The organism is Alicyclobacillus sp. SO9, assembly GCF_016406125.1.
Lineage (GTDB): Bacteria > Bacillota > Bacilli > Alicyclobacillales > Alicyclobacillaceae > SO9.
Genome location: NZ_CP066339.1, coordinates 1,100,314 through 1,126,967, shown reverse-complemented (window position 1 = coordinate 1,126,967; position 26,654 = coordinate 1,100,314). Strand labels below are relative to the sequence as shown.

Annotated in this window: 25 protein-coding genes and 1 riboswitch; of the genes, 14 read left to right on the top strand and 11 right to left on the bottom strand. The window is 49.7% G+C overall.

Translation table 11 applies throughout. The features are described 5' to 3' along the window. Window positions 1–166 precede the first annotated feature (166 nt). Window positions 167–457, top strand: coding sequence for a hypothetical protein (locus GI364_RS05040; protein ID WP_198852602.1), 291 nt, complete (start codon window positions 167–169; stop codon window positions 455–457). Here the strand turns inward: GI364_RS05040 and GI364_RS05035 are convergent. Then, window positions 454–1,899 carry an aminotransferase-like domain-containing protein gene (locus GI364_RS05035; RefSeq protein WP_198852601.1) on the bottom strand — a complete coding sequence of 482 codons (1,446 nt, stop codon included), beginning with the start codon at window positions 1,897–1,899 and terminating at the stop codon, window positions 454–456. The genes GI364_RS05040 and GI364_RS05035 overlap by 4 nt on opposite strands. 123 nt (window positions 1,900–2,022) lie before the next feature. Here GI364_RS05035 and GI364_RS05030 point away from each other — a divergent pair, with 123 nt between their 5' ends. After that, a complete protein-coding gene (locus GI364_RS05030) occupies window positions 2,023–2,697 on the top strand; it encodes a membrane protein YczE (RefSeq protein ID WP_198852600.1) in 675 nt (224 codons plus the stop codon). Window positions 2,698–2,718: 21 nt separating this feature from the next. On the opposite strand, the gene GI364_RS05025 is transcribed toward GI364_RS05030, so the two are convergent. From GI364_RS05025 to GI364_RS05015, 3 genes are all read right to left on the bottom strand, one after another. Further along, window positions 2,719–3,987, bottom strand: coding sequence for a multidrug effflux MFS transporter (locus GI364_RS05025; protein WP_198852599.1), 1,269 nt, complete (start codon window positions 3,985–3,987; stop codon window positions 2,719–2,721). Window positions 3,988–4,021: 34 nt separating this feature from the next. Next, window positions 4,022–4,804, bottom strand: a complete 783-nt coding sequence (locus tag GI364_RS05020) for an SDR family oxidoreductase (RefSeq protein ID WP_198852598.1) — start codon at window positions 4,802–4,804, stop codon at window positions 4,022–4,024. A 62-nt stretch (window positions 4,805–4,866) separates the two neighbouring features. Further along, window positions 4,867–6,891 (bottom strand): FAD-dependent oxidoreductase, encoded by a 2,025-nt coding sequence (locus GI364_RS05015; protein WP_198852597.1) that lies wholly within the window; start codon window positions 6,889–6,891, stop codon window positions 4,867–4,869. Between the two features lie 290 nt (window positions 6,892–7,181). Here GI364_RS05015 and aroA point away from each other — a divergent pair, with 290 nt between their 5' ends. The 4 genes from aroA to aroF all read left to right on the top strand — a co-directional run bounded on the left by aroA (window position 7,182) and on the right by aroF (window position 12,437). After that, complete coding sequence (gene aroA, locus GI364_RS05010) at window positions 7,182–8,510, top strand: 3-phosphoshikimate 1-carboxyvinyltransferase (protein WP_198852596.1); 1,329 nt, start codon at window positions 7,182–7,184, stop codon at window positions 8,508–8,510. Continuing rightward, window positions 8,497–10,095, top strand: a complete 1,599-nt coding sequence (locus tag GI364_RS05005; RefSeq protein ID WP_233096018.1) for an AMP-binding protein — start codon at window positions 8,497–8,499, stop codon at window positions 10,093–10,095. Before aroA ends, GI364_RS05005 begins: the two co-directional genes overlap by 14 nt. 81 nt (window positions 10,096–10,176) lie before the next feature. Then, window positions 10,177–11,406 (top strand): acyl-CoA dehydrogenase family protein, encoded by a 1,230-nt coding sequence (locus tag GI364_RS05000; protein WP_233096017.1) that lies wholly within the window; start codon window positions 10,177–10,179, stop codon window positions 11,404–11,406. Further along, complete coding sequence (gene aroF / locus GI364_RS04995) at window positions 11,406–12,437, top strand: 3-deoxy-7-phosphoheptulonate synthase (RefSeq protein WP_198852595.1); 1,032 nt, start codon at window positions 11,406–11,408, stop codon at window positions 12,435–12,437. Before GI364_RS05000 ends, aroF begins: the two co-directional genes overlap by 1 nt. A gap of 81 nt (window positions 12,438–12,518) precedes the next feature. Here aroF and GI364_RS04990 read toward each other — a convergent pair whose 3' ends face one another. Both GI364_RS04990 and GI364_RS04985 read right to left on the bottom strand, forming a co-directional pair. Then, window positions 12,519–13,277, bottom strand: a complete 759-nt coding sequence (locus tag GI364_RS04990; protein ID WP_198852594.1) for an SDR family NAD(P)-dependent oxidoreductase — start codon at window positions 13,275–13,277, stop codon at window positions 12,519–12,521. Between the two features lie 2 nt (window positions 13,278–13,279). Then, the gene (locus tag GI364_RS04985) at window positions 13,280–13,684 is read right to left on the bottom strand and encodes an acyl-CoA thioesterase (RefSeq protein ID WP_198852593.1); all 405 of its coding nucleotides are present in this window, start codon (window positions 13,682–13,684) and stop codon (window positions 13,280–13,282) included. 172 nt (window positions 13,685–13,856) lie between these two features. On the opposite strand from GI364_RS04985, the gene GI364_RS04980 reads away from it, so the two are divergent. The 3 genes from GI364_RS04980 to GI364_RS04970 all read left to right on the top strand — a co-directional run bounded on the left by GI364_RS04980 (window position 13,857) and on the right by GI364_RS04970 (window position 16,602). Then, window positions 13,857–14,492, top strand: a complete 636-nt coding sequence (locus GI364_RS04980) for a peroxiredoxin (RefSeq protein WP_198852592.1) — start codon at window positions 13,857–13,859, stop codon at window positions 14,490–14,492. Window positions 14,493–14,755: 263 nt separating this feature from the next. Next, window positions 14,756–16,354 carry an ABC-F family ATPase gene (locus GI364_RS04975; protein WP_198852591.1) on the top strand — a complete coding sequence of 533 codons (1,599 nt, stop codon included), beginning with the start codon at window positions 14,756–14,758 and terminating at the stop codon, window positions 16,352–16,354. Between the two features lie 41 nt (window positions 16,355–16,395). Then, complete coding sequence (locus tag GI364_RS04970; RefSeq protein WP_198852590.1) at window positions 16,396–16,602, top strand: YwbE family protein; 207 nt, start codon at window positions 16,396–16,398, stop codon at window positions 16,600–16,602. 70 nt (window positions 16,603–16,672) lie between these two features. Here GI364_RS04970 and GI364_RS04965 read toward each other — a convergent pair whose 3' ends face one another. The 5 genes from GI364_RS04965 to GI364_RS04945 all read right to left on the bottom strand — a co-directional run bounded on the left by GI364_RS04965 (window position 16,673) and on the right by GI364_RS04945 (window position 19,954). After that, on the bottom strand, window positions 16,673–17,476 hold the full coding sequence (locus GI364_RS04965; RefSeq protein ID WP_198852589.1) for an ABC transporter permease subunit: 804 nt from the start codon (window positions 17,474–17,476) through the stop codon (window positions 16,673–16,675). After that, on the bottom strand, window positions 17,473–18,360 hold the full coding sequence (locus GI364_RS04960; protein WP_198852588.1) for an ABC transporter ATP-binding protein: 888 nt from the start codon (window positions 18,358–18,360) through the stop codon (window positions 17,473–17,475). The genes GI364_RS04965 and GI364_RS04960 overlap by 4 nt, the downstream gene beginning before the upstream one ends. After that, entirely contained in the window at window positions 18,357–19,007 is a 651-nt protein-coding gene (locus GI364_RS04955) for a TetR/AcrR family transcriptional regulator (protein ID WP_198852587.1), read from the bottom strand. The genes GI364_RS04960 and GI364_RS04955 overlap by 4 nt, the downstream gene beginning before the upstream one ends. Before the next feature lie 117 nt (window positions 19,008–19,124). Further along, window positions 19,125–19,670: a GNAT family N-acetyltransferase gene (locus GI364_RS04950; RefSeq protein ID WP_198852586.1), complete on the bottom strand. Its 546-nt coding sequence runs from the start codon at window positions 19,668–19,670 to the stop codon at window positions 19,125–19,127. Between the two features lie 95 nt (window positions 19,671–19,765). Next, the gene (locus tag GI364_RS04945) at window positions 19,766–19,954 is read right to left on the bottom strand and encodes a hypothetical protein (RefSeq protein ID WP_198852585.1); all 189 of its coding nucleotides are present in this window, start codon (window positions 19,952–19,954) and stop codon (window positions 19,766–19,768) included. Window positions 19,955–20,927: 973 nt separating this feature from the next. Between GI364_RS04945 and GI364_RS04940 the strand changes: the two genes are divergently transcribed. The 5 genes from GI364_RS04940 (at window position 20,928) to GI364_RS04920 (ending at window position 26,649) form a co-directional block, all read left to right on the top strand. Then, the gene (locus tag GI364_RS04940) at window positions 20,928–21,227 is read left to right on the top strand and encodes a hypothetical protein (RefSeq protein ID WP_198852584.1); all 300 of its coding nucleotides are present in this window, start codon (window positions 20,928–20,930) and stop codon (window positions 21,225–21,227) included. Between the two features lie 207 nt (window positions 21,228–21,434). Then, window positions 21,435–21,536, top strand: a riboswitch (purine riboswitch). Between the two features lie 272 nt (window positions 21,537–21,808). Further along, window positions 21,809–22,417: a xanthine phosphoribosyltransferase gene (locus tag GI364_RS04935; RefSeq protein WP_198852583.1), complete on the top strand. Its 609-nt coding sequence runs from the start codon at window positions 21,809–21,811 to the stop codon at window positions 22,415–22,417. A gap of 6 nt (window positions 22,418–22,423) precedes the next feature. Beyond that, the gene (locus GI364_RS04930; RefSeq protein ID WP_198852582.1) at window positions 22,424–23,758 is read left to right on the top strand and encodes a nucleobase:cation symporter-2 family protein; all 1,335 of its coding nucleotides are present in this window, start codon (window positions 22,424–22,426) and stop codon (window positions 23,756–23,758) included. A 386-nt stretch (window positions 23,759–24,144) separates the two neighbouring features. Continuing rightward, a complete protein-coding gene (locus tag GI364_RS04925; protein ID WP_198853854.1) occupies window positions 24,145–25,416 on the top strand; it encodes an ammonium transporter in 1,272 nt (423 codons plus the stop codon). 138 nt (window positions 25,417–25,554) lie between these two features. Further along, the gene (locus GI364_RS04920) at window positions 25,555–26,649 is read left to right on the top strand and encodes a DUF294 nucleotidyltransferase-like domain-containing protein (protein ID WP_198852581.1); all 1,095 of its coding nucleotides are present in this window, start codon (window positions 25,555–25,557) and stop codon (window positions 26,647–26,649) included. The last annotated feature ends 5 nt before the right edge of the window (window positions 26,650–26,654 follow it).

The following is a 26,654-nucleotide window of genomic DNA, read 5'->3' as shown; positions in this document are numbered from 1 at the left end:
CGAGTATGTCGGGGCTTTCGGCGCAACCAAATTTCAGATGCCTAAGAATGCCTTAAAGGCTTTAAACCAATTTGTTTTGTCGGTGTCACCAAAAGCGCAACAAAATTCAATCAATCTTGGTAACGGCATAAGTGGTAACATGTTCCTTTTTAATAATGAGGCAACTGTGGAGTGGAACGAAGGCAATTGGAAGTGCCAGGTTTCAGGGAGTAACAAGAGCTATGTTATAAACGAATCTCAGAAGATTGTTTCCTACTTACACATCCATCTATTACCTAAAACCATGGGTACATTAGGCGTTATGCAAACTAACGGTGGGAACCACACTGAACTGCACTGGGCGATTGGTAACGTTTTGTTTGCGGCTAGTAATTACCACCAAGCAATGAACGCCATTAAGATGGTCATATCCATGAGAATGTACCCATCTGGTAAGTCAACTGGCGTACAGTATTAGATGTGGCTTCTCGTAGAATGCGGCGGACCGCCGGTGATGGCTTCTGCCAGCCGGGCGATACCTAGCGCTGCCTCGGTAGGCGACAGCCGGACATAGTTAAGTCGGGCAAAGCCGTCCTCGGCACCGTACAGTCTTCCCGGTGCATAAGTGACGCCGGAATTCACAGCCGTCTCCACGCGTAGTTCATCCGGCATCGCGCCGCCGAGTTTTAACCAAAAGTGAAGCCCGCCAGCAGGGACTGTCCACGTCGCGCCCCGTGCGGCGAAAGTACTGAGAGAATGAGCAAAGGCATCGCGCCGCTGCCGCAGAGCCTGTGACACGGTTCGGCGGTGACTCTGCCATCCCGGGCTACTGAGAAATGCTGCCGCGAGCCCCTGTACGAGACCGGGGGTGCCTGAGTCAATTTGGCTGCGAATCTCAGCGAGTCGGGTGATGATGGCTCGCGGTCCTGCGACCCAGCCGATGCGAAGACCGGGAGCGACGACCTTTGAGAGGCTGCCTACGTAAAGAACCGATGATTGCTCAGCGAGTCGAAAAAGGGGCGACGGCACCTTCGGCGTACCAGCAACCTGCAGGTGTGCGAAGGTATCGTCCTCGACGATAGGCAGGTTCCATGCGTTGCAGATCGCCACGACCGCTTGACGCCGCTCTAGGTTTAACGTCACCCCAGTTGGATTGTGGTAGGTGGGATTGAGCCACACCATTGCCGGACGGTGTTTGCGGACGAGTTCCTTGAGGGCATCGGGCAACACGCCATCCTTATCCATGGGGATGGGCAAAAGTCGCACGCCGCACGATTGGAAAAGGGCCTGCGAATAATAGAAAGATGGCTTCTCAATGGCGATGGAATCGCCCGGATGCAAAAGACCCCTGGCCAAGAGGTAAAGGGCCTGTTGAGCACCGGCGGTGATTAAGAGGGATTCAGGGTCAACCTTCACATTCAAATTGCGTTTGATTTCACTGCTTACGGTCTCGCGTAAGGCTGGCAATCCAAGGGGATGGCCGAAGCCAAGTACCTCATTTAGGTCGACTCCGGCAAGCAGCCGCTGCATGCTTTCCACCGGCCAGACCTCCGGCCCAATATTGCCGTCCGAGAAATCCAGAATATCTCTTCGCTGACGAGTCTCAGCGATCTTACGAGCGAGTGGAGCCAGCGGCCGGAACGCTGCCTGTTCCAGGTAGCGTGGCCAATCCGGAGTGATGCCCCAGAGATCGTCGCGTACATACGTACCGCTGCCTTGTCTCCGGTCCACAAGGCCTCTTGCCTGAAGTTCAAGATAGGCCGTGGCCACTGTGCTGCGGTTCAGCCCAAATTGGTCTGCGAGGCTGCGCTCGGGAGGCAAGCGCGTCTTGGGCAGCCATACACCTTCGTGAATGCTGGTGACGAGCCATTCCACCAGTTCCCGTACGGTTTTCGGATCATCTTTCATCCACTCAATCACTCACTCCTCCTAAAATGGCTGACAATAAGGCAGCAAATTGGCTGGTGATTTGAGGTCCAATTGTTTCTATAATAGCATCTAGCACTGCATCTTCCATATACGATGCAAGTCAGGAGGCTGATTATGGTGCCATTTTTCACGCCAATCGTTCGAGGGTTGGTACCGCCCAGCGGACGAAATCGTCTTTGGCTCCGCCTGACCCGACTGCTGGTCGGGCTTGTACTCTATGGTACCAGCGATTCACTCCTGGTTCTTGCGCATCTTGGCATAGACCCCTGGGATGTCTTTCAACAAGGGCTCGCACTTCATACGGGCATACCGATTGGAACCTGGGCCATTCTCGTCGGCCTTGCCGTCTTGTTCCTGTGGATCCCTTTACGACAGCGGCCTGGCCTCGGCACGGTACTGAACGTGCTCATAGTCGGGAGCGTGATGGACCTCGTCCTGGCCCACGTTCCGCCCCCGACTGCGCTTCCTGCACGCATTGTCGTGCTCCTTTTAGGTGTGGGTCTCAACGGCGCAGCGACGGGCTGGTACATTGGAGCAGGACTCGGTCCTGGGCCGAGAGACGGACTGATGGTCGGTCTCTCGGCTCGCGGGCTGTCCATTAGGGTGGTACGCACCACGATTGAAGTGACGGTCCTTGTCGCAGGCTGGATACTCGGAGGAAATGTTGGTTGGGGAACACTTCTTTACGCCGTCTCGATAGGTCCATTGGCACAGATTTTCATTCCACTCTTCACAGTGCACGCCATCCAAGATACCAACTCTGCTATTCCGCCTACGTCTCCAAAGTGAAGTCAAACTTGTGCCAAACCACTATGAGTTTCTCGCTGGCCTGTACCCGCGAACAAGAACAAGAAACAAGAGCACTGCACCAATATCAAGAACTGCAATGACGATTCCCATGGGAGCGGCTGTCGTGTTGCCAAACAGCCCAACAACAGGCGCTGCGGCGGCGCCGAGTATTAACTGTGACATGCCAATCACTGCAGATGCACTGCCGGCATGCCTGCCTTTGCGCTCCATCGCAAGCGCAGAGCCTGTTGTAGCAACGGCTCCTACACTGGAAACCACGATGAATAGAGATACGAGGATTCCCGCCAAATTTCCTCTACCCGCCGCTGTTACCACCAGGAGCAAGCTGCCGGCCCCTGCTGCAGCGAGACTTCCTCGCAAAACCGCTGTCTCACTGTAGCGCCTGGACAGGCCCGCACTGACCTGACTGGCTATAATGATTCCTGTGCCGTTCATCGCGAAGACAACGCTGAACATTTGTGGTGAAAGTCCAAAAATCTGCTGAAGCACAAATGGCGATCCCGATATATACGCAAACATAGCCCCAAAAACCAGCCCTTGTGAAAAAGCGTATCCTGTAAAAACCCTGTCTGTCACCAAATCCTTCATTGTCTTCAGCGTCTGCCGGAAGCCTCCGACGGAGCGACGACTGTTAGGCAGGCTTTCTGGCAAACCCAAGGTCACAGACACCAGCATTAAAATGCCAAGGCCCGCAAGAACCAGGAACACAATGCGCCACGACGCTAACAGCAACAACTGTCCACCCAAAATAGGAGCAAGGATAGGAGCGATTCCATTCACCAGCATGAGAAGGGCGAAAAACTTTGTCAATTCAGGTCCGCTAAAGTAGTCACGCAGAATGGCTCTCGCAATGACAATTCCGGTCGAACCGGCCAGTCCCTGAATCAAGCGCAACAAAATGAGAACCCAGACGGACGGAGTCAGTGCGCACAAGAGCGCGGCAACAATATACAACCCTAAGCCAACAATCAATGGGCCTCTCCGACCGCGGGCATCGCTGATGGGCCCCGCCAGCAACTGACCGAAGGCCAAGCCTAACAAGCAGAAAGTCAAGCTTAACTGCCCCAAGGAAGTGCTCGTATGAAGGTCTCTCGTCAGTGTAGGCAGGGCCGGCAAATACATATCAATGGACAGTGGACCCAATGCAGTTAAAGCTCCGAGCAGGGAGATGAGCCAGATTCTCTTCCCCTTTGTCTGAGGTGCCTGACCAGAGCCGCCGCTCCTTGACCCGCGTCCCTCGCGTGTCGTCACTGTTGTTGAATTCTTCATTGAGTGCGTGTCAGCTTCTGAGTCTGATTGTAGGTTAGAAACTTTCAAAACCACCTGTCAGGAGTGTAAGTCCTCCATCCACTTTAATCACCTGTCCAGTAATGAAACGGGACAGGTCACTGGCTAAAAACACGGCTGCATCAGCCACATCCTCTGGCGCTGCCAACCGCCCTAAAGGCGTATGGGCAATGACATCTGCGTTGTATTGGTCGTAATTGTCGCCCCCGTAAAACTTTGCGGACTCCGTGTCCACTACACCCGGATTCAAAGCGTTGGCTGTAATGCCCTTCGGACCCAGTTCAGATGCAAGATAGCGGGTGAGCGATTCCAGTGCTGCCTTCGCCGTTCCCAGTGTGATGTAACGCGGCAGCGTATACTCCCCGCCCATACTCGACATCGTTATAATCCGCCCGTTTCTTCCCTCCATTAAGGGAATGCACCGCTGAACGGCAAACACAGTACTGTGAACCACGGTATGATAGGTTTTATCCAAATGATAGTCTTTCAGTTGATGGACGGCTTTGAATGCACTCGCAGCCGCATTAGCCATAAAGATATCTAACTTTCCCCATTCTCGTTCAATTACATCAAAGGCCGCGTTAATCTCGTCCTGGCTCTCAAGTTCCGCTTTCACCAACAGTGTACGCTGACCAAGGGCATGAATTTCCCGAACCACGTTTTCCGCCTCGTCCTGTGATCGACGATAATGAACTACGATGTCCGCACCTTCCCGCGCCATTGCCAATGCAGCGGCCCGACCGATTCCTCGGCTGCTTCCAGTAATAAATGCTCTCTTTCCTTCCAATAATCCTGGCATACTTTCAGCTCCTTATGGATTCCTTTCTTGCATGAATCGGCGTCATAAACCTGCTTTCAACATCACGAAAGCTGATAAGCCGTCTCAAAAGCCTCGCGAATTGCCCTTGCTGCATTAATGCCTTGGCTGTCTCTCGCGCCGCCCACTAGATGTACATTTGTGCGCTCTTGTAGTTGCCGTAGAGGGAACTCTTCCGGTTCTTGACCAGTGCACAGCACGACTTGTGCCGCAGGTACCAGAACCTCCCCCGCATCTGTATAACCCACAACACCATGTTGCGTAATCTCTTTAAATTCGAAGTTTAAGATCACATCGATTCCGAGCCGCTGCATCTCCTGTTTTACTACCCACCTTGTGCTGCTGCCAATGCCTTTTCCGTAATGACCGCTTCGTGCAAGAACAGTGATTTTTCTGGGTACAGCAGGTGGACTCTGTAACGCGTGGTCTTTGAAGAAAGCAGAAACCTGTGATGGTACAAGACTTCCTTCAGCCAAGTACGTAGCTACATCGCAGCCGATGCCGCCTGCTCCAACAATGGCGACCGTCTCTGCAGGTGACACCTCTCCGGTGAGAAGCTGCGGATAGGAAACCACATTGGGCAGCGATGTTCCGGGAATCTCTGGGAGGCGCGGCTTAACACCGTGTGCCATAATAACGTGATCATATCGACTCAGTTCGTCTACAGACGGAGAAGTTTCCAGTTTCACAGTTACATTCAAGCGCTGCAACTGCTCGCTGTAGTAACGGATGGTTTCATAGAACTCGTACTTCCCTGGAATTTTTCCCGCCATGCGAAACTGCCCGCCAATTTCAGACTGGCGTTCATACAACACTACACCGTGTCCGCGCTCGGCAGCAGTCAACGCGGCCTGTAAGCCCGCAGGACCGGCTCCAACAACAGCGACGCTCTTTTGCTTCGGCGCAACCACTTTGGGCCACAGCACTTCCTGACCCGCCCTCGGATTGACCAAGCAGCTCACAGCTTTGTGAGGCCGTACCAGAGTATGGTCTAGACAGGACTGGTTGCAAGCAATACAGACATTGATTGCTTCCCTGTCTCCTTCCAGAGTTTTGGCTGCCAACCGACTATCAGCCAGCCATGGACGTGCCGGAGCGACAAAATCCAGGTAGCCTGAAGCTACCAATTCATCTGCAACTTCGGGCACATTTAATCGGTTGGCACCAATCACAGGAATGCCCACCTCGCGGCGAATAGCACGGGCAACGACGGCGAAACCGGCTCTTGGGACCACTTGTTGCACCGTCGGGACACGTGCCTCGTGCCAGCCAATGCCAATGTTCAAAGCATCAACACCGGAGGCTTCCAATGCCTTCGCGAATGCCAACGTCTCCTCTTCGGTCGTGCTGCCGGGCATGCAATCCAAGCCCGACATTCGGAAAATCACTGGATAATCACCACCGACTCGGTGTCGAATGGCTTCCATCACTTCCAGACTGAAGCGCATGCGGTTTTGTAAGGAACCGCCGTATTTATCATTGCGATGGTTTGTCACTGGGGAGAGAAATTGATTGAGAAGGTAGCCTTCAGAACCCATGATTTCAACCGCGTCGTAACCGACACTCTGTGCCTTTTGCGCTGCCTCCGCATATCTGAGAATCGTTGTCTCAATGTCCTCCACGGTCATTTCTTTGGGTGTTTCCCGGGTGAGCCTGGATGGAATGGGACTGGGCGCCACAGGCTGCATTCCAATTTCATCCGATATGGCATAACGTCCGGAGTGAAACAATTGCAGGGCAATCTTGCCTCCTGCTTCATGGACCGCAGGAGGCAATTGGCCCAAAGCGGTTACATCCGCATCCTCTGTCATAACGTACATATTGTCGGCTCCGCCCTCTTTGACGACAGCAGCTCCGCCCGTGATAATCAGGGCCGCCTGCCCAACGGCGCGCTCGCGGTAGAATTCTGTCAGCATGTCCAACGTACCCTCGCGCCCCTCAAGTCCCATATGCATGGAACCCATGAGGATTCGATGAGGAAGTTCAAGGCTCCCAATTTTCCCAGGTCGACTTAACGCCTTATATTGAACTTGTCGACTGTGTCCCCCGTTCTTTTGTGCAGCGTCCATTCCAGATCTCCTTTACCGTTTCATGATAATTTGATGACATTTCACGTTCTGTCCATGATATTTATGAATATGATAGAGAATGTTCTGGCTATGAGTTTTTACTAGTATCCGTGTTCGTATTGCATCGATCTTAGCACCATAATTTGAAGAATGCTATGTCACAGTGATAAAGTTAGTAAGTGCGTTAAGATATAGATACAATGGTAGTATTTATAACATGAGACGCACTGAATTTTCAAAGTATATCTCTACTACTACCCATAGTCTTGAATTCCAGAGGAGGCGTAGTCATGTCTTACTTGGCTATTAAACCTACGCTACATTCGATTCAAGGCACAATTGCGGTGCCCTGTTCCAAATACCATCTGCACCGTGCCTTGATATTCGGATCACTGGCGGAGGGTACTACCACGATTCACGGGCACTCCGATGCAAAGCACATCCAGGATACCTTGAATGCCTTGTATGACCTCGGTGCCAATGTTGAAGATGTGCGGTCCGGATACCGTGTAGAAGGCGGTCCGTACAATCCGCGGAGTCAGCTTGTTCGCTTGGGCAGCTCTGGATCTACCACACAATTTCTTCTGGGTCTAGGCTCAAGAGCCGCAGAACCTGTTACCTTTGACGGCGTTCAAGCACTTCGAAATCGACCCATTGGCCCTCTCCTAAACGCGCTCAACCAACTCGGTGTCAAAAACAAATCCATGAATGACAGACTCCCTGTCACGGTTTTCCCTGGAGGACCGGCTGGCGGCAACATCGCCATCCAAGGTACTCTGAGTCAATGGATTTCCGGGCTGATGATGGCAGCGCCGTTTGCGGCCAATGACACACATATTAAAATTCTCAATCCATTTAATGAACAAACTTACATTCGTCTAACGACATCAATGCTCAACACCTTCGGAATTCGCGTTCTCGTGGACGACAGCGGTCGAAATTTCACGGTGCCGGCACAGCAAAACTACCGTGGAGCAGAAATAGAGTTGGAAGCAGACTTCTCTTCAGCAGCGTTTCCTTTGGTGTATGCTGCGCTGCACGAAGGAGAAGTGGTATTGACTGACATTGATGGTGCCGGACACCATCCCGAAGGTGAAGTCATCGATATTTTGCAAAACATGGGTGTCCATCTCACAATTGACGAGGCAAATCGACAAATCACTGTACGCAACGAAGGCATCAGGCCGAAGGGGACTGAAATTGACATGGCTCACATCCCTGACTTAATTCCGATTCTTTCTGTTCTGGCCAGCGTGTCGGAGGGCCGCACGGTACTGCGCAATATTGGTCCTGGCCGCTACAAGGAATCCAATCGAGTCGAAGCCATGCAGCAACTGTGCAAAATGGGTGCACAGATTCGCGAGGACAACGACGACCTGATAATCGATGGTGTTGAAAGCCTCTGCGGAGCGGAAATTGACGTTCACGACGACCACCGGGTTCAAATGGCCTTTGCTGTCGCCGGCAGCCTTGCCAAAGGGGAAACCATCCTGAATTACCCCAGCGCATTTGAGATTTCCTATCCAGAGTTTCTCCGTCACATGTCGCAACTTGGCATGAACATTGAATTAACGGAGGATGTCATGGTAAAGGAGCTGAATTCTAGTGGATCTCGCTAAGGCTCCACTGGTCCTGGACAAAATTCACCGGACTATCGTCGATACACCGAATGCAGTCGCTATCGTAGATTTGAGTACGGAAACGCCCGTACAACTCACGTATGAGCAACTGAACGACTTAGCCGACAGATGTGCAGCACGGTTACTGCAGCTTGGGATTGAAGCAGGTGAGCCAGTAGCTTATCAATTGCCCGGCGGCTGGGAGTTTATCGTATTGACATTGGCTTTGTGGCGCATTAGTGCGGTTCCCTGCCCTCTCCTGCCTTCCCTTAGGGAACGGGAAGCAGCATTCATTTTAAAGTCGTCTCGAAGCAGAGTCTTCATTGTTCCGGATAGTTTCCGCAAATTTGATTATCCTTCAATGGTCGAGACCCTTCGACCCGACGTCCCAAACTTGGAGCATGTATTTATCCTCAACATGAGTGAACGCAATCCAGAGTACTCAAACATCGGCGGACTGTTGGCCAAGACGCCTGTGAGTACAGCAGCACTGCAGGCTGTTCGCGCCAAGTCCACCACTTATGCACAGCTCCTTTATACCTCAGGGACTACCGGAGAACCAAAGGGCGTGCTACATACACATCAGAGCCTCTCTAGTGCATTACTCGCGCATACAAGAACCCTTGGTCTACAGTCGTCGGACAAAATTTGGATTCCTTCCCCATTAGCCCATCAAACAGGTTTCCTATACGGGATGATGGTTAGTTTTTATATCGGTGCGACGGCCATTGTCCAAGCCGTGTGGAACGTGGATACAGCCCGCATCGCCATCGAGGAATTTGGAGCCACCTTTGTGCAGGCAGCCATGCCGTTTCTCGCGGATCTGACCAAAAACCCACGTCCGCCCAAGGGGTTGCGCCTCTTCATTGCGACGGGAGCCGCAATTCCTCGTCAGTTGGCACAGCAGGCTCGTTCGGCTTTAGACTGCACGATTGTAGGAGCGTGGGGATCGACGGAGGCTTGCCTAGTAACCGTCGGCCGTCCATCGGATGCCGTTGAAAAACTCTGGGGCACAGATGGCCGCGTGATAGATGGAATGCAAATTCGCATCGTAGATGAGAACGGAATGGTCCTGCCGGCTGGACACGAGGGTAATTTCCAAATCAAAACACCTGCTATGTTTCTGACTTACCTTCATCACCACGAATGGTACGAAGAAGGCTTCTCTGATGACGGTTATTTCGATACTGGCGATCTCGCTGTCATTGACGAAGACGGCTACCTCAGGATTACCGGGCGTAAAAAGGACGTCGTGAACCGTGGCGGTGAAAAAATTCCAGTCGTCGAAATTGAAGACCTGCTGTATCAACATGAGGCAATTGCCGATGCAGCGGTCGTAGCAATGCCTGATAACCGACTCGGTGAACGCGCATGCCTATACATTGTTGTGAATGACAAATTTCCAGCCCCTGCTCTGGACGATGTTAGACGTTTTCTAGCAAATCAGGGAATGGCAAAAATTTATTGGCCTGAAAGACTGGAAACCATCTCAGAAATGCCCCGCACAGCCAGCGGAAAGATTCAAAAATACATTTTGCGTAACGACATTGTTGAGAAGTTGAGTCACAGTACACAGAACGTATAACTCTTCGGCCCCGACTCTCGGCACAATTTTGCAGTACTGATTTGTGACTCCGACTCTGCGATTGGGAAAGAAGGGTAAACAGTGGCTGCAACAGTAAATAATGCAACACCAAACGATGCAACAGAGAACAGTGCAGCAGTAAACGAATGGAATAAAAAAGTTACAATGTATGTCGAGGGTCCTGCACAAAGCTGGGCCCGTACTATTGAACAAAAAAAGCAAGTTCCCACTGAGGTGTGGCAGGACTTGAATGACCGCGGGTTTCTCCGCCTCACTGCCCCCGCAGGGTACGGCGGCTTTGGACTGACCTTCACAGATTACCTGAAACTGCTGGAACGCTTCGCTCATATGCATGGGTCGATGCGTGTGATTGTGCACGTCATGAACAGCTTGTGGCGGGCTTTGGATAGTAAAGCCGACGATGCACAACGGCAAAAGTTTGTCTTACCCTTCATTCAGGGGCAACACCGCGTTACATTTACACTGACAGAGCCAAATTCGGGGTCTGGAGCCGATATGAAAACCACAGCTCGCCGTGATGGGGACGACTACGTTTTAAACGGTGAGAAATGGATGATTATTTTCAGTGACGTAGCGGACTACTTTTTGCTCTTTTGTCGTCTGGAAGGTACATCCGGCACAGAGGGTACTATGGCCCTGTTGGTTCCAAGGAATGCCCCTGGTTTAGACATTGAAATGATGCCTGCAGCCATGGGGATAACAGGTACGGGACACGGGCATCTCCGTCTGAGGGACTGCCGTGTCCCCGTGTCCCACCGCCTTGGTTCAGAAGGAGACGGTTTGGAAGTGGCATTTCGGGGGTTTCTCGACCCAAGTCGAACTGCTATTGGTATGACTTGTGTAGGGGCGGCAGGCAGGTCTTTGCAGCTCGCAACTCAGCATGCCATTGGCCGGACTACATTTGGCAAACCGTTGGTTAAGCGACAGACAATTCAAATGTGGCTGGCTGAAATGGCAACGGATATTGAGGCGGCACGTCGACTCTGCCTGCACGCCGCGGAGTGCTTTGACAATGGAGAGTCAATTACGACCGAAGCAGCTATGGCCAAGCTGTTTGGGACAGAAATGTTGCAGAGGGTTACAGATAAAGCCCTGCAAATACACGGGGGCATCGGCTATTTTACGTCGTCAGAAATCGAGCGTATTTATCGAGATGCACGGATGCAAAGGTTTGAGGAAGGCACTTCAGAAATCCAAAAAATGGTCATTGCACGAGACGTCGTTTCAACAGCAATGCAGGAAAAAGCAGCACAGACAGAAGCAGCACAGACAGAAGGGAGCGAACGGTAATGGTCATCGAACTCGTCAAAGAGGTACAAGCAACCCAAACAAGGCACATATTGAGTGTGCTTGAAAAAGAAGGTCTTACAGGTTATCTCACAAATGCCAAGGCGATTGTCGTACCTGTCAAGGAAGACTCCGATAAACTGCGCACCATGCTAAAAAAGGTGCCGGGTGTTAGCGACGTGATTCCGATACACAGTCGTTATCCTTTAGTGAGCCGGGAATACCATCCTGAAAACACGGTTGTCAGTGTTAACGGACACCTGGTGGGCGCGTCCCAGCCGACCATCATGGCAGGGCCCTGCAGTGTGGAAACGCAGGAGAGCATCATTGACATCGCCCGGGGTGTGAAAAAAGCTGGGGGGCATGTGCTGCGGGGCGGGGCGTTTAAACCGAGATCGTCGCCATACAGCTTCCAGGGACACGGCGCAGAAGGCCTCAAGATGCTTGCTGAGGCCCGGGCGGAAACAGGTTTGCCTGTCATCTCCGAAGTCATGTCGCCGGATACCGTTGAGTTGGTGGCTGCCTACGTGGACATCTTACAGGTTGGCGCCCGCAGCATGCAAAACTATCCTCTTCTCAAAGCTGTTGGCCAAAGCCAAAAGCCAGTGCTGCTAAAGAGAGGGCTGTCAGCAACGATTGAAGAATGGCTGCTCGCGGCTGAATACATTCTCGGGCAGGGAAACACAAATGTCATACTGTGTGAACGTGGAATCCGTACCTTTGAAAATGCAACACGGAACACAATGGACTTGAATGCAGTACCTGTAGTGCAAAAACTGACTCATTTACCGGTGTTGGTTGATCCCAGTCACGGTGTGGGAACATCCGAATTTGTCCCAGCATTGGCCAGAGCGGGAATTGCAGCGGGGGCTGCTGGTGTCCTCGTAGAAGTTCATTCAAATCCGGCAGAGGCGTGGTCGGACGGGGCACAGACCATTAACTTGACGGAGTTTCAGAATATGGCGGAAGACATTTCGCTGATTTATGAAGCTCTGGCGCAGAAGTATCACTCTGCCAAATTAGTTCACGCATGATGAGTGCAGGCCGTGTGCCTCGCCAGTTTACGGCTTGGCGCCGGCCCGCCGAATACTGCCTGTAGCTGCTTAATTCTGTTGTCAACGCTTAAACGAAGCTGCACCGTCGTCGACAAAATACTCATGTCCATTTAAGAAAGAAGCTTCGTCGCTGGCTAAAAAAGCAACCACATTTGCTACTTGCTCAGCGGTGCCAAACTTGCGCCTCATATGCGCCTTTTGCACTGTATTCCAGACGTGTTCATCTTCACGCCAGGGGTCTATAAGGGCCGTGTCAATCATGCCTGGAGCGATTGCAACCACGCGAATATTGTATTTGGCCAACTCCAGTGCCGCTGCCTTGGTCATGCCGACCACGGCGGCTTTGGTGGCGTGATAGGGCAGTTGATTCCTGTCAGCAATAAAAGCATAGATGGACGCCGTATTGATAATCACACCACCGCGTTCCTTCATTACATTGGCAGCCGCTTTTATTCCATAAAAAACACCGTCCTGATTTATAGCTACCATCCGTCGATATGTTTCGACTGGCATGTTTATGACATTTTCAGCCCCATCTCCAAAAATGCCTGCATTGTTGAACATGATGTCCAACCCTCCGTATGTACGCACCGTGAAGTCTGCCAGTGTCTGTACACTGTGGTAATCAGATACATCCACGGGATGAAACACTGCGTCATTGCCGTCCTGCTCAATCTGCCTGACTGACTCTTGTCCGGAAGCTTCATCAATATCTGCCACCACTACCCGAGCCCCTTGATTGGCAAGCAGCTTAGCGCTGGCTCGGCCGATTCCGCCTGCTCCTCCTGTCACGACAGCGACCTCTCCGTGAAAACGCATTCCTAATTCCCCCGTTCGTAAACTTCGATTGTGTGTCTCCAAGAGTCCGGAACAGCGGCAGGCTGTTTTGTTTCGGAATTCACATATACATACACTGTCTGAGCGTTGAACAATACCTGCTCAAATCGAGTGATTACAAAGTCTACCGTCATACTCGTTTGTCCGATGCGGCTTGTTCGCAACCACACGGACAAAACATCGTCAAATTGAGCTGATTGTTTAAACTCAAGGGTTGTTTTCGCAATGACCGTGTCCGGCATCCCATCTGACAACTTCAACTCTCGGCGCAGATACTCGGCATAGGCAATATCCATATACGTAAGATAGTTTCCATTGAAAACAATCCGCTGCCCGTCAACTTCTGACCAACGTACACGTACATCATGATGAAACCGATAGTTCTCCATAAATCAGCCTCCTCTCTATTATTCTACCAAGGAAACCCGATGCGAGAAAAACGGCCGGATAGTAGAGAAGGAGAAGGCTCTCACTATTCGATAGACTCTTCGGGTATAATTTTGAAATTCAGTCCACATAATTTATAATGGAAACATATTCTTGGAGGGGAGGAATCAATACATGTCACTGGCACGTTTGAATGAACCCGCACCAGAATTTGAAGCTGCATCAACGCATGGAAAAATCAAACTCTCCGATTACAAAGGAAAATGGGTAGTCCTGTTTTCCCACCCGGCCGATTTCACCCCAGTTTGTACAACAGAATTCGGCGGTTTCGCAGAACGCACTGCAGAGTTTGAAAAACGCGGCGTACAATTAATTGGTTTGTCTGTGGATGGAGTACAGTCGCATATTGCTTGGGCACAAGATATCGAACAGATTTTCGGACATAAAGTTACATTTCCCATCATTGCTGATTTAGACCGAGAGGTATCCAATGCATACGGTATGGTTCAGCCTGGGGAAAGCAGTACAAATGCAGTGCGCGCCGTCTTTTTCATTGACGATAAAGGCACGTTGCGCGCTATGATTTACTATCCACTTAACGTCGGACGAAATATGGCCGAGATATTGCGCGTCGTAGATGCTCTGCAGACCGCAGATGCCAACGGTGTCGCGACACCTGCAAACTGGGAGCCAGGGAAGCCTGTCGTTGTGCCGCCCCCGGCGAACTCTAACGCGGTCGAAACGCAAGAAGAAGCGAAGCAAAAAGGATACGACTATAAGCGCTGGTACCTGCGAATGAAAAACCTGTAACACTCCTTGACAGGTGAAATTTGATTAACCTTTGGAGACTGCCCGAACCTGAGAGACTCTCATGTCGCGGCAGTCTTCATTTTGTTTGCGCACCCTACTCCATCCCAGTTCTGCACTGGATACAACACTGAAATCGTGTTATATTGAGCCAATCGTACGTTTCGGAGAAAAAACCCTCCTCGTCACAGTCGGTTTTGCAGGATTTCTCGAAATTTTACACAAAGGTTTTGCACCAATCTATGCCTAAAAGGAGTTTGTAATATATGATTCGCGTGAAAGACGTGTCAGTCTCGTTCGGAAGCCGTACCTTGTTTGAAGATGTCAACCTGAGTTTTGACGAAGGCAACCGCTATGGCCTCATTGGAGCCAACGGATCGGGGAAATCAACCTTCATGAAAATCCTTGTGGGTGACTTTGAACCTACGACGGGTGATGTGAGTATTGCAGAGGGTATACGTGTTGGTGTACTTCAGCAGGATCACTACAAATACGATGAAGAAACCGTGTTAAATACGGTGCTGATGGGGCATCCGGAACTGTGGTCCGTTATGAAAGAACGCGAACGCCTCTACGCACTTGCGGAGATGACGGAAGAAGACGGCATGAAAGTTGGCGAACTGGAAAGTGCCTATGCTGAGATGGACGGGTATTCAGCGGAGTATTTTGCAGCAGAGTTGCTGGAAGGGCTGGGCATCCCGGTTGAGAAGCACGCCAATAAAATGGATACGCTCACTGGCGGTTTCAAACTCCGTGTTCTTCTGGCTCAAGTCCTGTTCGGACGACCTGATGTACTGCTGCTCGATGAGCCCACGAACCATTTGGATTTAGACACCATTCGCTGGTTGGAGAACTTCCTGCTGAACCATAAGGGCACAATGGTCATCATTTCTCATGATCGGCATTTCTTGAATACCGTCTGCACACACATGGTGGACGTCGACTACAACCAAATTTCCATGTTTTCGGGAAACTACGATTACTTTGTTGCAGCCAGTACACTGGCTAGAGAACAACTGCAAGCTGAGAACGCAAAAAACCTTGAAAAGATTGCAGAACTGAAAGACTTCGTGGCCCGATTTTCAGCCAATAAGAGTAAAGCAAAGCAGGCAACAAGCCGGCAAAAACAAATCGAGAAAATTGAGATACAAGAAATTCGTCCGTCTTCCAGAGTCTCCCCGTACATCAAGTTTACGTCACTGCAACCTCTGGGAAAACAAGTTGTATCTGTGGACCGTATCCACAAGTCCTTTGCTGATTTGCATGTCTTGAAAGACATCAGTCTGGATATTATGAATGGAGAAAAGGTAGCGGTTATTGGCCCCAACGGTATTGGGAAGACGACGCTCCTCAACGTCATTATGGGCGAACTTCAACCTGACGAGGGAAGCGTTACCTGGGGGCAATCTGCTCAGCCTACGTATTTTACACAGGATCACAATGAGACAATCCCCAACGACACTACTGTTTATGAATGGCTGGGCAGTTTCGACGAAGAAGCAGATACCCAAACGCTCCGAAGCATTCTCGGCCGGATGCTGTTTTCCAAAGATGAGGTACACAAGTCTACAGATGTGTTATCGGGCGGAGAGACAGCTCGCCTTGCATTGGGAAAAATGCTGCTGTTGCAAGGCAATGTGCTGGTCCTTGACGAACCGACTAACCATCTCGATTTGGAATCGATTGATGCGTTGACGAAGGCCTTAGTAGACTTCGACGGCAGCGTCATCTTTGTTTCACATGCGCGACAAATGGTGACAGACGTGGCCACCCGTATCATTGAATTGACGCCAAGCGGAATTGTGGACTTTTCAGGACGATACGATGAGTACCTGGAGAAAAGAGAATCGTTGTTGGCAATTTAGTTGTTTGCAATTTGAATCGACACCAGATAGGAGTTGATTGCATGGGTGCAAAGAACGGTCAAAACCGGAAAGACATCCATTCCGGCCTTACAGTAGACATTGTTTTGAAACAAGACCAGCGGACCGGAAGATTAACTCGGGGCGTCGTCAAAGATATCTTGACGAAGTCCCCGACTCATCCTCATGGCATCAAAGTGCGCCTGCAAGACGGCCAAGTAGGCCGTGTACAGGCCATTATTGGCGAATGAATCACAACTGGAACAGACTCCAGACAGCTTGCTGATATTCTGACGTGCAACCCGTGAGACAACTGAGTTGCTAAAACGAGTACTGCCTGCGTCGGAATATCGCCACTGCCAGTATGAACACCAGAACCGTTGCTGCTGCCAGTCCAATTGCACTCCAAGTAACGGCACCCTTTCCACGTAAAATGTTGGCCGGCGAATACAGCGCAAACACTGAGAAGTGCTTCAGCCACGCTACTTTATCGGTCAACTTCGCCAACAGGTCCAGAACATAAAAAATGAGTGTTATGACAGTGCTGGCAGCTCGAGCACGTCTTTCGTTGTCAAAGATGCAGGAAAAGACAAATGAGTATGCCGCTATAACAGAGAACAACAGTGCTACCATTAAATTCATTTGTATGAATCGCGCGCTATCAAGGGGATTGTGGGGTGCAAACCAAGCAGCACCAGCGATTCCCCCAACGACAGCAAGTAAACAGACACTCCACAAAGTCGTGAGCGTTACACCTATTTGCGTAATAGCCAATCTGGTTCTGGATACGGGAGTAGCCAAAAGATAGGCCAACGAGCCCCTGTCTGCCAAACCTGATACGAGTTTTGTTGCCACAGAAATCGTAAAGATGGCGAGAATCAATAAAAGGATGAGACCGTAGAACTTCTCCGCGAGAAAGACGCCAAGATTTTGAACACCCCCCTCTGCACCGAACGCCTTTAAAACACTTTGCGGCATGGAGTCAAGAATCTTGTTCATCGCAGGAGATGAAACATATGGATAGGCCCAGATTAAGATCCACAAATACAAAATCGTACCAATACCATAGCTTAACGTGGACGAGAGATTCATCCGCAACGTTGCCTTATACAATGAAATGTTCATTTGGCCGTGACCTCCTGGTCATAGAGGTGCATAAAAGTATCTTCCAACCCTAACGCATGGCTCTCAAAGCGCAGTATGTTACATTCGGACAGCGTGGCAAAAAGTTCTTTTAGGTTCCCGCGCACTTCCACCTGCAGCGACAGTCCATCTTGACGCAACACGGTTACGCCTGAGTTAACAATTCGAGACACATCCTCGTCTTCGGCCAGCCAAATAGTATATCTAATTGGCTGCTGTTCTCTCCACTTTTCAATCGAGTTGACAGAGACCATGCGCCCATCCTTGATAAACCCCACTCTGTCCGCGACGCGTTCCACCTCCTGAAATACGTGTGAAGACATCAAAATCGTTTTCCCCTTACTCCTCTCCTCCAAGACAAGACTCAAGAACTCTTGTTGCATTAAGGGATCTAATCCGGAGGTGGGTTCATCCAGAATGAGTATCTCAGGATTATGCATAAATGCTGCTACAATGCCCAGTTTCTGCTTTGTGCCCTTTGACATCTTCCGAATGACAGGCTTCGTATCCAATTGAAACCGCTCCATGAGTGCATCCCTTCGTCCGGTCTGTTTCATCCCTCTCATATCTCCCAGTAATCGAAGAAATGCGGACCCTGTCATGCCTTCGAGAAATTCCATTTCTCCTGGAAGATAACCAATCATGGTTTGATTTTCAGCAGCCTCTGCCCAACAATCCCTTTCAGAAATTGTTGCCGTTCCCTCGTCGGCCTTCAAAAATCCCATTAGATGGCGAATGGTTGTAGACTTTCCTGCACCGTTTGGGCCCAAAAACCCAAACACTTCACCTTGATTTACTTCAAAGTCCAGGTTAAAAATTCCCTTGCCGTTTGAAAATGTTTTTGTAAGCCTGCTCACACGAATCATGACTTCATCTCCGATTCTTTGTAGACTCCATGCCGCAGAATTGCAAAGTATGATTCCATTTCAAGAAGCAATGTGTCAAAGAACCTGTCAAACTCTTTGCTGTCAGCCGTCTCAGGAATGCTATTCAGGTATTTCTGCAGCAGCCCGTCAGACACCCATATGAGTGTCGACACCACTTGTTCAATCGTTACACCTGCTCTGAGTCTATCTGCTGAAATATGAGCTAAAATCTCCTCTAACATCTGTTGTGCACTGGCCAGTGCAGACCGATAGACTGTCGCGTACACAGGATGTGTCTGTTGCTTGGACATATGAGTCACAAAGCGATATACTTCCGGATGTCCCTTGTAGTACTTTATTTTTTCAAGAGTAAGACGCGATAAGAAGCCAAAAATATCTTCGTTTAATTCCGGTTTAATGGCCAGCGCTGCCTGCATGTCTGAAGCCACCTGTTGATAGATATAACGAAACAGTCCTTCCTTATCAGTGAAATACTTAAACAGTGCACCTTTGGAAATCCCCGCAGCTTTAACCATCCGGTTTGTCGATGCTAAATCATAACCGTAATAAGCGAACTCGCTCAGGCAAGCATTCGTAATGGTTCCCCGAGTTGCTGCTGAGAGTCTGTAAAATTGCTCTGAAGGCACTTGTTCACCACCCTTCGTGACCACGTGGTCACATACAAGGTATACCTTTTTGATGATGGAGTCAATTACCCACCAAAATGAATTAGAAACACAATTGAGTAAGCCTCATAAAGGTTTTTACTGAGCTCGCCATTCCCTTCGTAACAAACTATACGTCACCAAGTTCACGTAATGGTCATAAAGCCACTGTCCATCCCGAGCAATTCCCTCTTCTCGGAATCCCAAACTAACGGGTATCGCTCGGCTTCTGCTGTTTTCCGTCGCACATTGAATCAGTATCTTGTTCAGTTGTAACTCATCGAAGACATGGTGTATAAGGGATCTCACACAACTCGTGACAATTCCCTTCCCTTGATGTTTTTCCGACACAAAGTACCCAATGCTCGTTATTCTGTTTTTCCAGTCAATATAATGAAGACCAATCATTCCGACCAGTTCTCCGTCATACCGAATACCTGCATCAAATCCGTTGTTTTCGGCATAGTTTCTAATCCAAAGACGGATGATAGGCTCGAAGTCCTCTGCTGATTTCCTTTTATCAACCCAAAGAAGCCACTTACGAAGGTACTCACGGTTACTGTCAATTACTGCGAATAGTTCTTCTTTGTTATGTTGTTGAAGCAAATCAATGCTTGTCCGCTCACTGACGCGTACTGAGAACACAGCCGTCCCCCCTGTCATTTCTAACCATTGTACTACGACAGCGCAAATCAAGAATTGCTCTGCTGCCCAGTGGCTCCGCGGACCTTCCAGCTAAGCTATTTGTTGTGAGCCATCACTGTAAGCGCTCCCTCAGGCTTTAGGTCTTTTCTCAAGTCCACGGAGACATTTGAAAATCCAGCTTGGCTTACCAAATCGACAATCTCCTGAGACATGTCTTCGATATCTTGAAAAGATTTCGCCCACATCGGAGTGAGGGTGATAACTAGACGTCCACTAGGTTTCAAAACACGCCGTACCTCTCTCATGCTCCGTTCCGGTTGGGGCCATAGCATCACATTATTGACAGAACACTGTCAGTGCGCATGTATTTCACCAAAAAGCCCCTGTTGAGTTATACATCTGCACAACTGCTGATATTTCAGTTTTGGTTACACCGTGTACGTAGAGGTGTTCCGATTCAAAAAACAAAATATACCTCCCTTCAAGACAAGTCGTTACGCAGGACCAACACAGTTACGGTGTTACTGAAAAGTATTATCGAGCATTGAAACTTCCAGTGTAGGTAAGTCTACATTCACTCAATCATCTAGGAGTTTCTCAGGGCTATCTACCCACATGTGGACCACTTCACCGCACTTCGTGCAGACAGATAATTTCAACGGCAGTCTGTTCCCAAATGCTCCCGTATGACTTGCTTTTACATTTACTGCACCATACACAACACACTCCAGAGCCGTATTCTCTTTACAATGAGGACAATTAGCGTAGTTTGGCTTACTTTGCACGTGTTCACCTTCATTTTCACAATGATAACTTAGAGCCTTCGCCTCGTTATGTACTCATCAAACCAATTAAACCATTTATTAGAATATTTAAGTTGGATTGGTATTGCAGTAATTTGCTCAAATGCGACACAGGCCACAAAATTCCTTGCTTGATACTTACTGATCCATCTACACGAATCCTTCCTTAAAATAAGCCGTAGCTGGTTTGTGTTTATCTCTTATATGTTAATCCATCTTTACTAATCATGAATTCGATTCTCAGTAAGCCTCTTGAATTTGGCGTTATTTACAGTCCACACATATGTCGTTATTGTAATATTCACAAGCAGTAAGAACAGTATAGCGCGGAATACACCATGCGTTCGTCGTTTTTTGAAGGAAATCATCTGCTGTCCCAAACATTAGTTTATTTACTTGAATAAAGTAACACATCGGGTGGCCACCCTGAACCAAATTTCAGGAGGTGAACGCAGTGCTCAACGTAATTGCTGCTCACGCAGGTATGTTGGTCATGATGTGGATTGTTTTAATCGCGACAGGTGTGGAGATGCTCGTTTACCTCGCACAGAATCTCCGCCAAAAGTCAGATATCCGCAGTGCTGCGAAAGCTGTTACAGAACCGCTTGTTTTCTCCATTCTTCCTCTTTTGATATTGTCCTGGCTGACAGCCATCGATGGAACAGGAATTCTTATTCGAATTTGGTATTACGTTGCGGCTGTATTGCTTGTCATTCGCGCCTTGATTCAATTGACTACAGCGATACAAAAGTGATTTTAAAACCGCAGCTCACTGCACCAACAAACAGGCGGCCTCCTCAATCAGGGGCCGCCTGTTCTTTCCCCTTCTGCCGTGTTCTGGCTTCTATGCTCCTTGGGATTTCTCCATGACACGCAGCAATGACGAGCGGCAAAACATCATCCTGCCGACCTACGTTGACTTTCTCGGGAAGTATGCTATTCTGTCTGCATTCACAATCACGGCTATGTTTGTTCATTAGCTCGTATAATAGTGGGAATATGGCTCACGAGTTTCTACCAAACGACCGTAAATCGTTTGACTACGAGTGAAAGTGTGCCTAGGGTTCCGCTTTGCTGACTGCAAAGGTCTGGTCCAAGCGGTACAAATCCACGTTGTCTCATCAACCTGGATACACCAGAGGGATAAAAACCCAGATGGAGAGGTTTCACTGCGCGACACGAGTGAAGCTTCTCCTTCTGGGTTTTTTCGTTGTCGTGCGTTACGGTCGTGTGTACGGTCGCGCGTTGCATGAGTATGACGTACACTCCCTCTGTTCTCGCACATTACTACAAGCTACTGAATGAAAAGGTCAATCTAAAACTCAGGAGGCCGCTATGCAATACTTGCACGACTATATCCTGAAAGAAGGACGAGTTCTGTCCAGTCAGGTGCTGAAAGTAGATTCATTCCTTAACCATCAAGTTCAGCCAACTCTCATTCAAGAGATTGGCCGAGAGTTTGCCAACGCCTTCGCGAACAGTCAAGTAGACAAAGTAATAACAGTTGAAGCCAGCGGTATCCATATTGCCTATGCGACCGCTCTTGCTCTTGGTGTCCCGTTCGTGTATGCCAAGAAAAAACGTGCAGTAACCCAAAGTGATGATGTCTTTTCGGCCCCTGTCATGTCCTACACGCGAAACGAGACAGTGGATATCACCGTATCCAAGTCCTTTATCCGCCCGGGAGAAAGAGTGCTTGTAATAGATGACATTCTAGCCAACGGAAATGCGGTCATGGGCCTGTTAGATATTTTACAATCAGCCGAAGCAAATGTAGTGGCACTCGGAGTTGTCATCGAAAAAAGATTCCAGGACGGCCGCGCCAAAATCCAGGCTAGAAATATACCTATCCTTTCATTGGCCTCCATTGAATCGATGGAAAACGGTCGTGTTGTGTTCACAGACAGTGAAGAATCCAAAATGGAATTCTTAACAAAGGAGTGATGAACGGTGTTGTCCAAGTCTCAAGTATTTACACTCGGCTTACAGCATGTGCTGGCTATGTACGCGGGAGCTGTAGTAGTCCCAATTCTTATCGGGAGCTCATTAAAGTTCAGTTCTTCGCAAATGACCTATCTGATTGCCGCCGATTTGTTCACCTGCGGTATCGCTACGCTCTTACAAGTCATTGGCAACCGATTCATTGGAATTAAACTTCCTGTCGTGCTTGGAGCCACCTTTACTGCTGTCAGTCCAATCATTGCTATTGGAAAAACGACCAACATCGGAACCATATTCGGTTCGATAATCATAGCAGGCATTGCAGTGTTCTTATTGGCACCGTTGTTTGGCATGGTGTTGAAGCTGTTTCCTACGGTCGTAACTGGGTCGGTTGTGACCATCATTGGATTGACACTCATTCCCGTGGCGATGGGAAACGCAGCAGGGGGGCAAGGTTCACCTAGCTTTGGCGCACCCCATAACCTGATTTTAGCTCTTGGTACACTGCTAATCATTCTCGTGATGAATCGCTACCTACGTGGATTTTTGCGGGCCATCTCTATTCTCATGGGTCTCATCCTTGGAACTCTGGCAGGTGCGTTACTCGGAATTGTCAAATTCTCTCCCGTCCTGAAAGCTTCTTGGTTCAATATTGTTCATCCATTTTATTTTGGCCAACCTCATTTTAATCTCATTGCTATTATCACAATGATTATTGTTGGCATCGTAAGTATGGTGGAATCCACAGGTGTCTATTTTGCACTGAGTCAGATCGTTGAAAAACCCATCGGTCAGAAAGACATCGTCAAAGGACTGCGCGCCGAAGGAATTGCCATTGTGCTAGGAGGCATTTTTAATACCTTTCCCTACACCACATTTTCACAGAATGTCGGACTTGTCTCTCTAACTCGCGTCAAAACTCGAAATGTCATTGTCGCAGCAGGCGGAATTCTAGTTGCCCTCGGATTGTTGCCAAAAGTTGCTGCATTAACCACTGTTATACCTGATGCTGTGCTTGGCGGTGCCATGATTGCCATGTTCGGCATGGTGGTTGCCTATGGCGCCAACATCTTGTCTCAGGTGAATTTCAACGACAACAACAACTTGCTTGTTGTGGCTTGCAGCATTGGCGTGGGACTCGGTTCGGCAACCATGCCCCAGATGTTCGCCCACCTGCCCAACATGCTGCAAATGTTGTTGCAAAATGGGATTGTAACGGGATCGGTCACTGCTGTTGCATTAAACCTGTTCCTTAACGGGTGGGGGGCAACTGAAGCTGCATCGGAAGGTACAGCAGATCCAGAGACCCATAACAGGAGCAGCAGTGTTACGGCAGGGGTATAGGTAAATCCCTGCCTGACTTTGGCTTGTCTGAGCTTCCGTTATTTTTTTGTTGCAGGTAACAGGTAGATCCTCATCTTATCCATGTAAATCATTTGCGACGGGTGCCTGATGAGGCACCTGTTTTTGCATCCTTAATTGTGTTCTCAATTGTGTTCTTAGTAGTCAAGGGAAATGAATTCGGTTACAACGATCCTTGTGTAATAAAACCTAACAAATGTCGTTGTGGGAGCAGGGTGACACCCTGTAAAGTAAGTACAAAGAAAATGAAAGGAAGTGAGTTATTCTTGAAAAACCCCTTCAAAAGTCGCTTAATTCTCTTTTTATTCGGATTGTTCTCGGTATTATCCGTACCAGTTGTCAGCTTTGCTGCCACAACCACCTCGAAGATCAGTGCTGGTGACACTGCCTGGATACTTGCATCGTCAGCACTGGTACTGCTGATGACTCCAGGTGTTGCGTTCTTCTACGGTGGTCTCGTCAGAACCAAGAATGTTATCACTACCATGTTGCAGGTGTTCGCAGTCATTCTGGTGGTTTCAATTCAATGGGTCGTCATTGGCTATACCTTGGCATTCGGTCCAGATGTCCATCACGTGATTGGCGGCCTGAAATTCTTCATGTTCCACGGTGTGGGGGCCGCGGTCGGGGCGTATTCCAGCACACTTCCCGCCAGCGTCTTTGGCATCTTCCAACTGATGTTCGCTATTATCACACCTGCTCTGATTGTCGGCGGCCTGGCTGAACGGGTGAAATTCTCTTCCTTTCTTGTGTTCATTGTCTTATGGTCTACCATCATTTACGATCCGTTAGCACACTGGGTCTGGGGCCAAGGCGGCTGGCTGGGAAAACTGGGGGTGCTGGACTTTGCCGGCGGTACCGTCGTTCATATCAGTTCAGGCGTTGCCGGCCTGGTTGCTGCTATTTACCTGGGTAAACGGGCAGAACACGGTTCGAGCAGTATCAAAGCCCACAACGTACCTTTCGTTGTTCTGGGTACTGCGCTGTTGTGGTTCGGTTGGTTTGGCTTTAACGCAGGCAGTGCTCTCGCCGCAAACGGTGTCTCTGCCAACGCTTTCTTAACAACGAACACAGCAACCGCTGCGTCAGCACTAGGGTGGATGCTGGTTGAAAAACTGCGCACAGGTCACGTCACACTGGTTGGAGCGAGTGCTGGTGCAGTTGCAGGACTGGTGGCCATTACGCCGGCGGCTGGCTTTGTGTCACCGGGATCGAGCATCATTCTCGGAGCAGTCGGCGGCATGATTTGCTACTATGCTTCAACGCTTATGAAAGCCAAACTGGGCTACGATGACGCACTGGACGCATTTGGCGGCCACGGCATCGGCGGCACATGGGGCGCCATCGCAACGGGACTGTTTGCAACGACAGCCGTCAACTCCAGCGGCGCCAACGGCTTGTTCTCGGGTCATCCGCAACAGGTACTGCTGCAGATTGTAGGTGTCGCAGCCACATGGGTGTTCTCAGGCCTCGGCTCGTACGTGCTACTAAAAGTTGTAGACCTTATTATGGGACTGCGAGTTACAAGAGAAGAAGAACTGTTGGGACTGGACTACACACTGCACAAAGAATCTGCGTATCCAGAACAACTGTCTGCAGACGACAAAGCAAAAATTTTCGGAGCAGAGATGGCTGAATAAGAACATCCACGAACAGTATTCACTCATTTGCAAATCCAGTAGAATAAACCCTGGGCAGCTTTTGCCCGGGGCCTTTTCAAAAGTGAGTGTGAATGTCTGTATTGGAACGAGAAGTCAAAAGACAGAAAGAGGCAGTCTATGAAGCCGGTTTTTCTTCCGCGGCCCGCCACAGAGTGTTTTGCTACTCCTGGTACAAGAACAACTTTTGCAGCTGTTTCAACATGGCAGACTGAGCTTCAGCAGACAACTCGCCAGTGGCTGCGAGCAGGCGGCTCCATCGAGAAGTGGTTCGAAGATTACAGGCGGTTGAGGCTGGACATCCTCCATCAAAACTGGCGGCTTATTGTGCCCTGCGACCTTCGAAGTAAGGCAACCTTCGTCCTGTTGGGAGCATCGGCACGAGGAGAGGATACGCTCACCAGCGATCTCGATTACGCACTCCTGCTCTCCACACAAACGCCTAGTGACATCGACAATTTGCAACCGCACCTCTATCGATTCAGCCAAGCAATGGCAACCTTTGGCGTAAGCCCCTGTCCAGGCAACGTAATGGCTACGAATCCCCGCTGGATTGGGACCACGGAGACATGGAAAGAACGGATTGACGCATACTTTCAGTACCCAAGTTGGGAAAATACCCGCTATTTGTTCATGCTTGTCGACAGTCTGCCAATAAACCTGGAGAAATTCGGTGACCCATCTGCCAGTCCCAATGAGTCTGCGGAGATTGGCGTTTGGAATCAATTGAGGCAGGATGTGTTTGACCGGATATCGCACTCGAGCTACTTATGCTGGGAAATGGCACATTTGGGGATTGAGATCCCGCCCGCAGCCGCAGGGCGCACAGGGGGATGGTTGTCTTCCAAGCGGTTTGGTCAGAGACCAAAATCTATCAGTATGAAGACAAGTCTCATTAATCCCATTGTCCACTCTCTGAGACTACTAGCCATTACGCACAACATCTCATCTTTGTCGACACTTGACAGACTCGACGCATTGGCAGCCAAGCAGGTCCTGGACAGGACTTTACGGCAAGGAGTCGCGCAATCGCTGCGCTGGAGCTGGCAAGCGAGGCTGCACGGTGGACTGACGACCCCTCCCAACTCCGCAAACTCTGGCGAGTTTATGCTCTCCAGTACTGCCAATGTCCATCGGGAAGAATTGATGACACATCTGCATACAACCAGAAACCTCGTTCGCATGGTGCACAGAAACTTCAAAAAGCCGAGGTGATAGTC

Bases quoted from the DNA above. Each gene is read 5' to 3' on its own strand.
- aroF (WP_198852595.1), top strand. From the start codon at position 11,406: ATGGTCATCGAACTCGTCAAAGAGGTACAAGCAACCCAAACAAGGCAC.
- GI364_RS04985 (WP_198852593.1), bottom strand. From the start codon at position 13,684: ATGGAGAACTATCGGTTTCATCATGATGTACGTGTACGTTGGTCAGAA.
- GI364_RS04965 (WP_198852589.1), bottom strand. From the start codon at position 17,476: ATGAACATTTCATTGTATAAGGCAACGTTGCGGATGAATCTCTCGTCC.
- GI364_RS04970 (WP_198852590.1), top strand. From the start codon at position 16,396: ATGGGTGCAAAGAACGGTCAAAACCGGAAAGACATCCATTCCGGCCTT.
- GI364_RS05025 (WP_198852599.1), bottom strand. From the start codon at position 3,987: ATGAAGAATTCAACAACAGTGACGACACGCGAGGGACGCGGGTCAAGG.
- GI364_RS05020 (WP_198852598.1), bottom strand. From the start codon at position 4,804: ATGCCAGGATTATTGGAAGGAAAGAGAGCATTTATTACTGGAAGCAGC.
- GI364_RS04960 (WP_198852588.1), bottom strand. From the start codon at position 18,360: ATGATTCGTGTGAGCAGGCTTACAAAAACATTTTCAAACGGCAAGGGA.
- GI364_RS04975 (WP_198852591.1), top strand. From the start codon at position 14,756: ATGATTCGCGTGAAAGACGTGTCAGTCTCGTTCGGAAGCCGTACCTTG.
- GI364_RS05015 (WP_198852597.1), bottom strand. From the start codon at position 6,891: ATGGACGCTGCACAAAAGAACGGGGGACACAGTCGACAAGTTCAATAT.
- GI364_RS04935 (WP_198852583.1), top strand. From the start codon at position 21,809: ATGCAATACTTGCACGACTATATCCTGAAAGAAGGACGAGTTCTGTCC.
- GI364_RS05030 (WP_198852600.1), top strand. From the start codon at position 2,023: ATGGTGCCATTTTTCACGCCAATCGTTCGAGGGTTGGTACCGCCCAGC.
- aroA (WP_198852596.1), top strand. From the start codon at position 7,182: ATGTCTTACTTGGCTATTAAACCTACGCTACATTCGATTCAAGGCACA.
- GI364_RS04920 (WP_198852581.1), top strand. From the start codon at position 25,555: ATGAAGCCGGTTTTTCTTCCGCGGCCCGCCACAGAGTGTTTTGCTACT.
- GI364_RS04990 (WP_198852594.1), bottom strand. From the start codon at position 13,277: ATGCGTTTTCACGGAGAGGTCGCTGTCGTGACAGGAGGAGCAGGCGGA.
- GI364_RS04980 (WP_198852592.1), top strand. From the start codon at position 13,857: ATGTCACTGGCACGTTTGAATGAACCCGCACCAGAATTTGAAGCTGCA.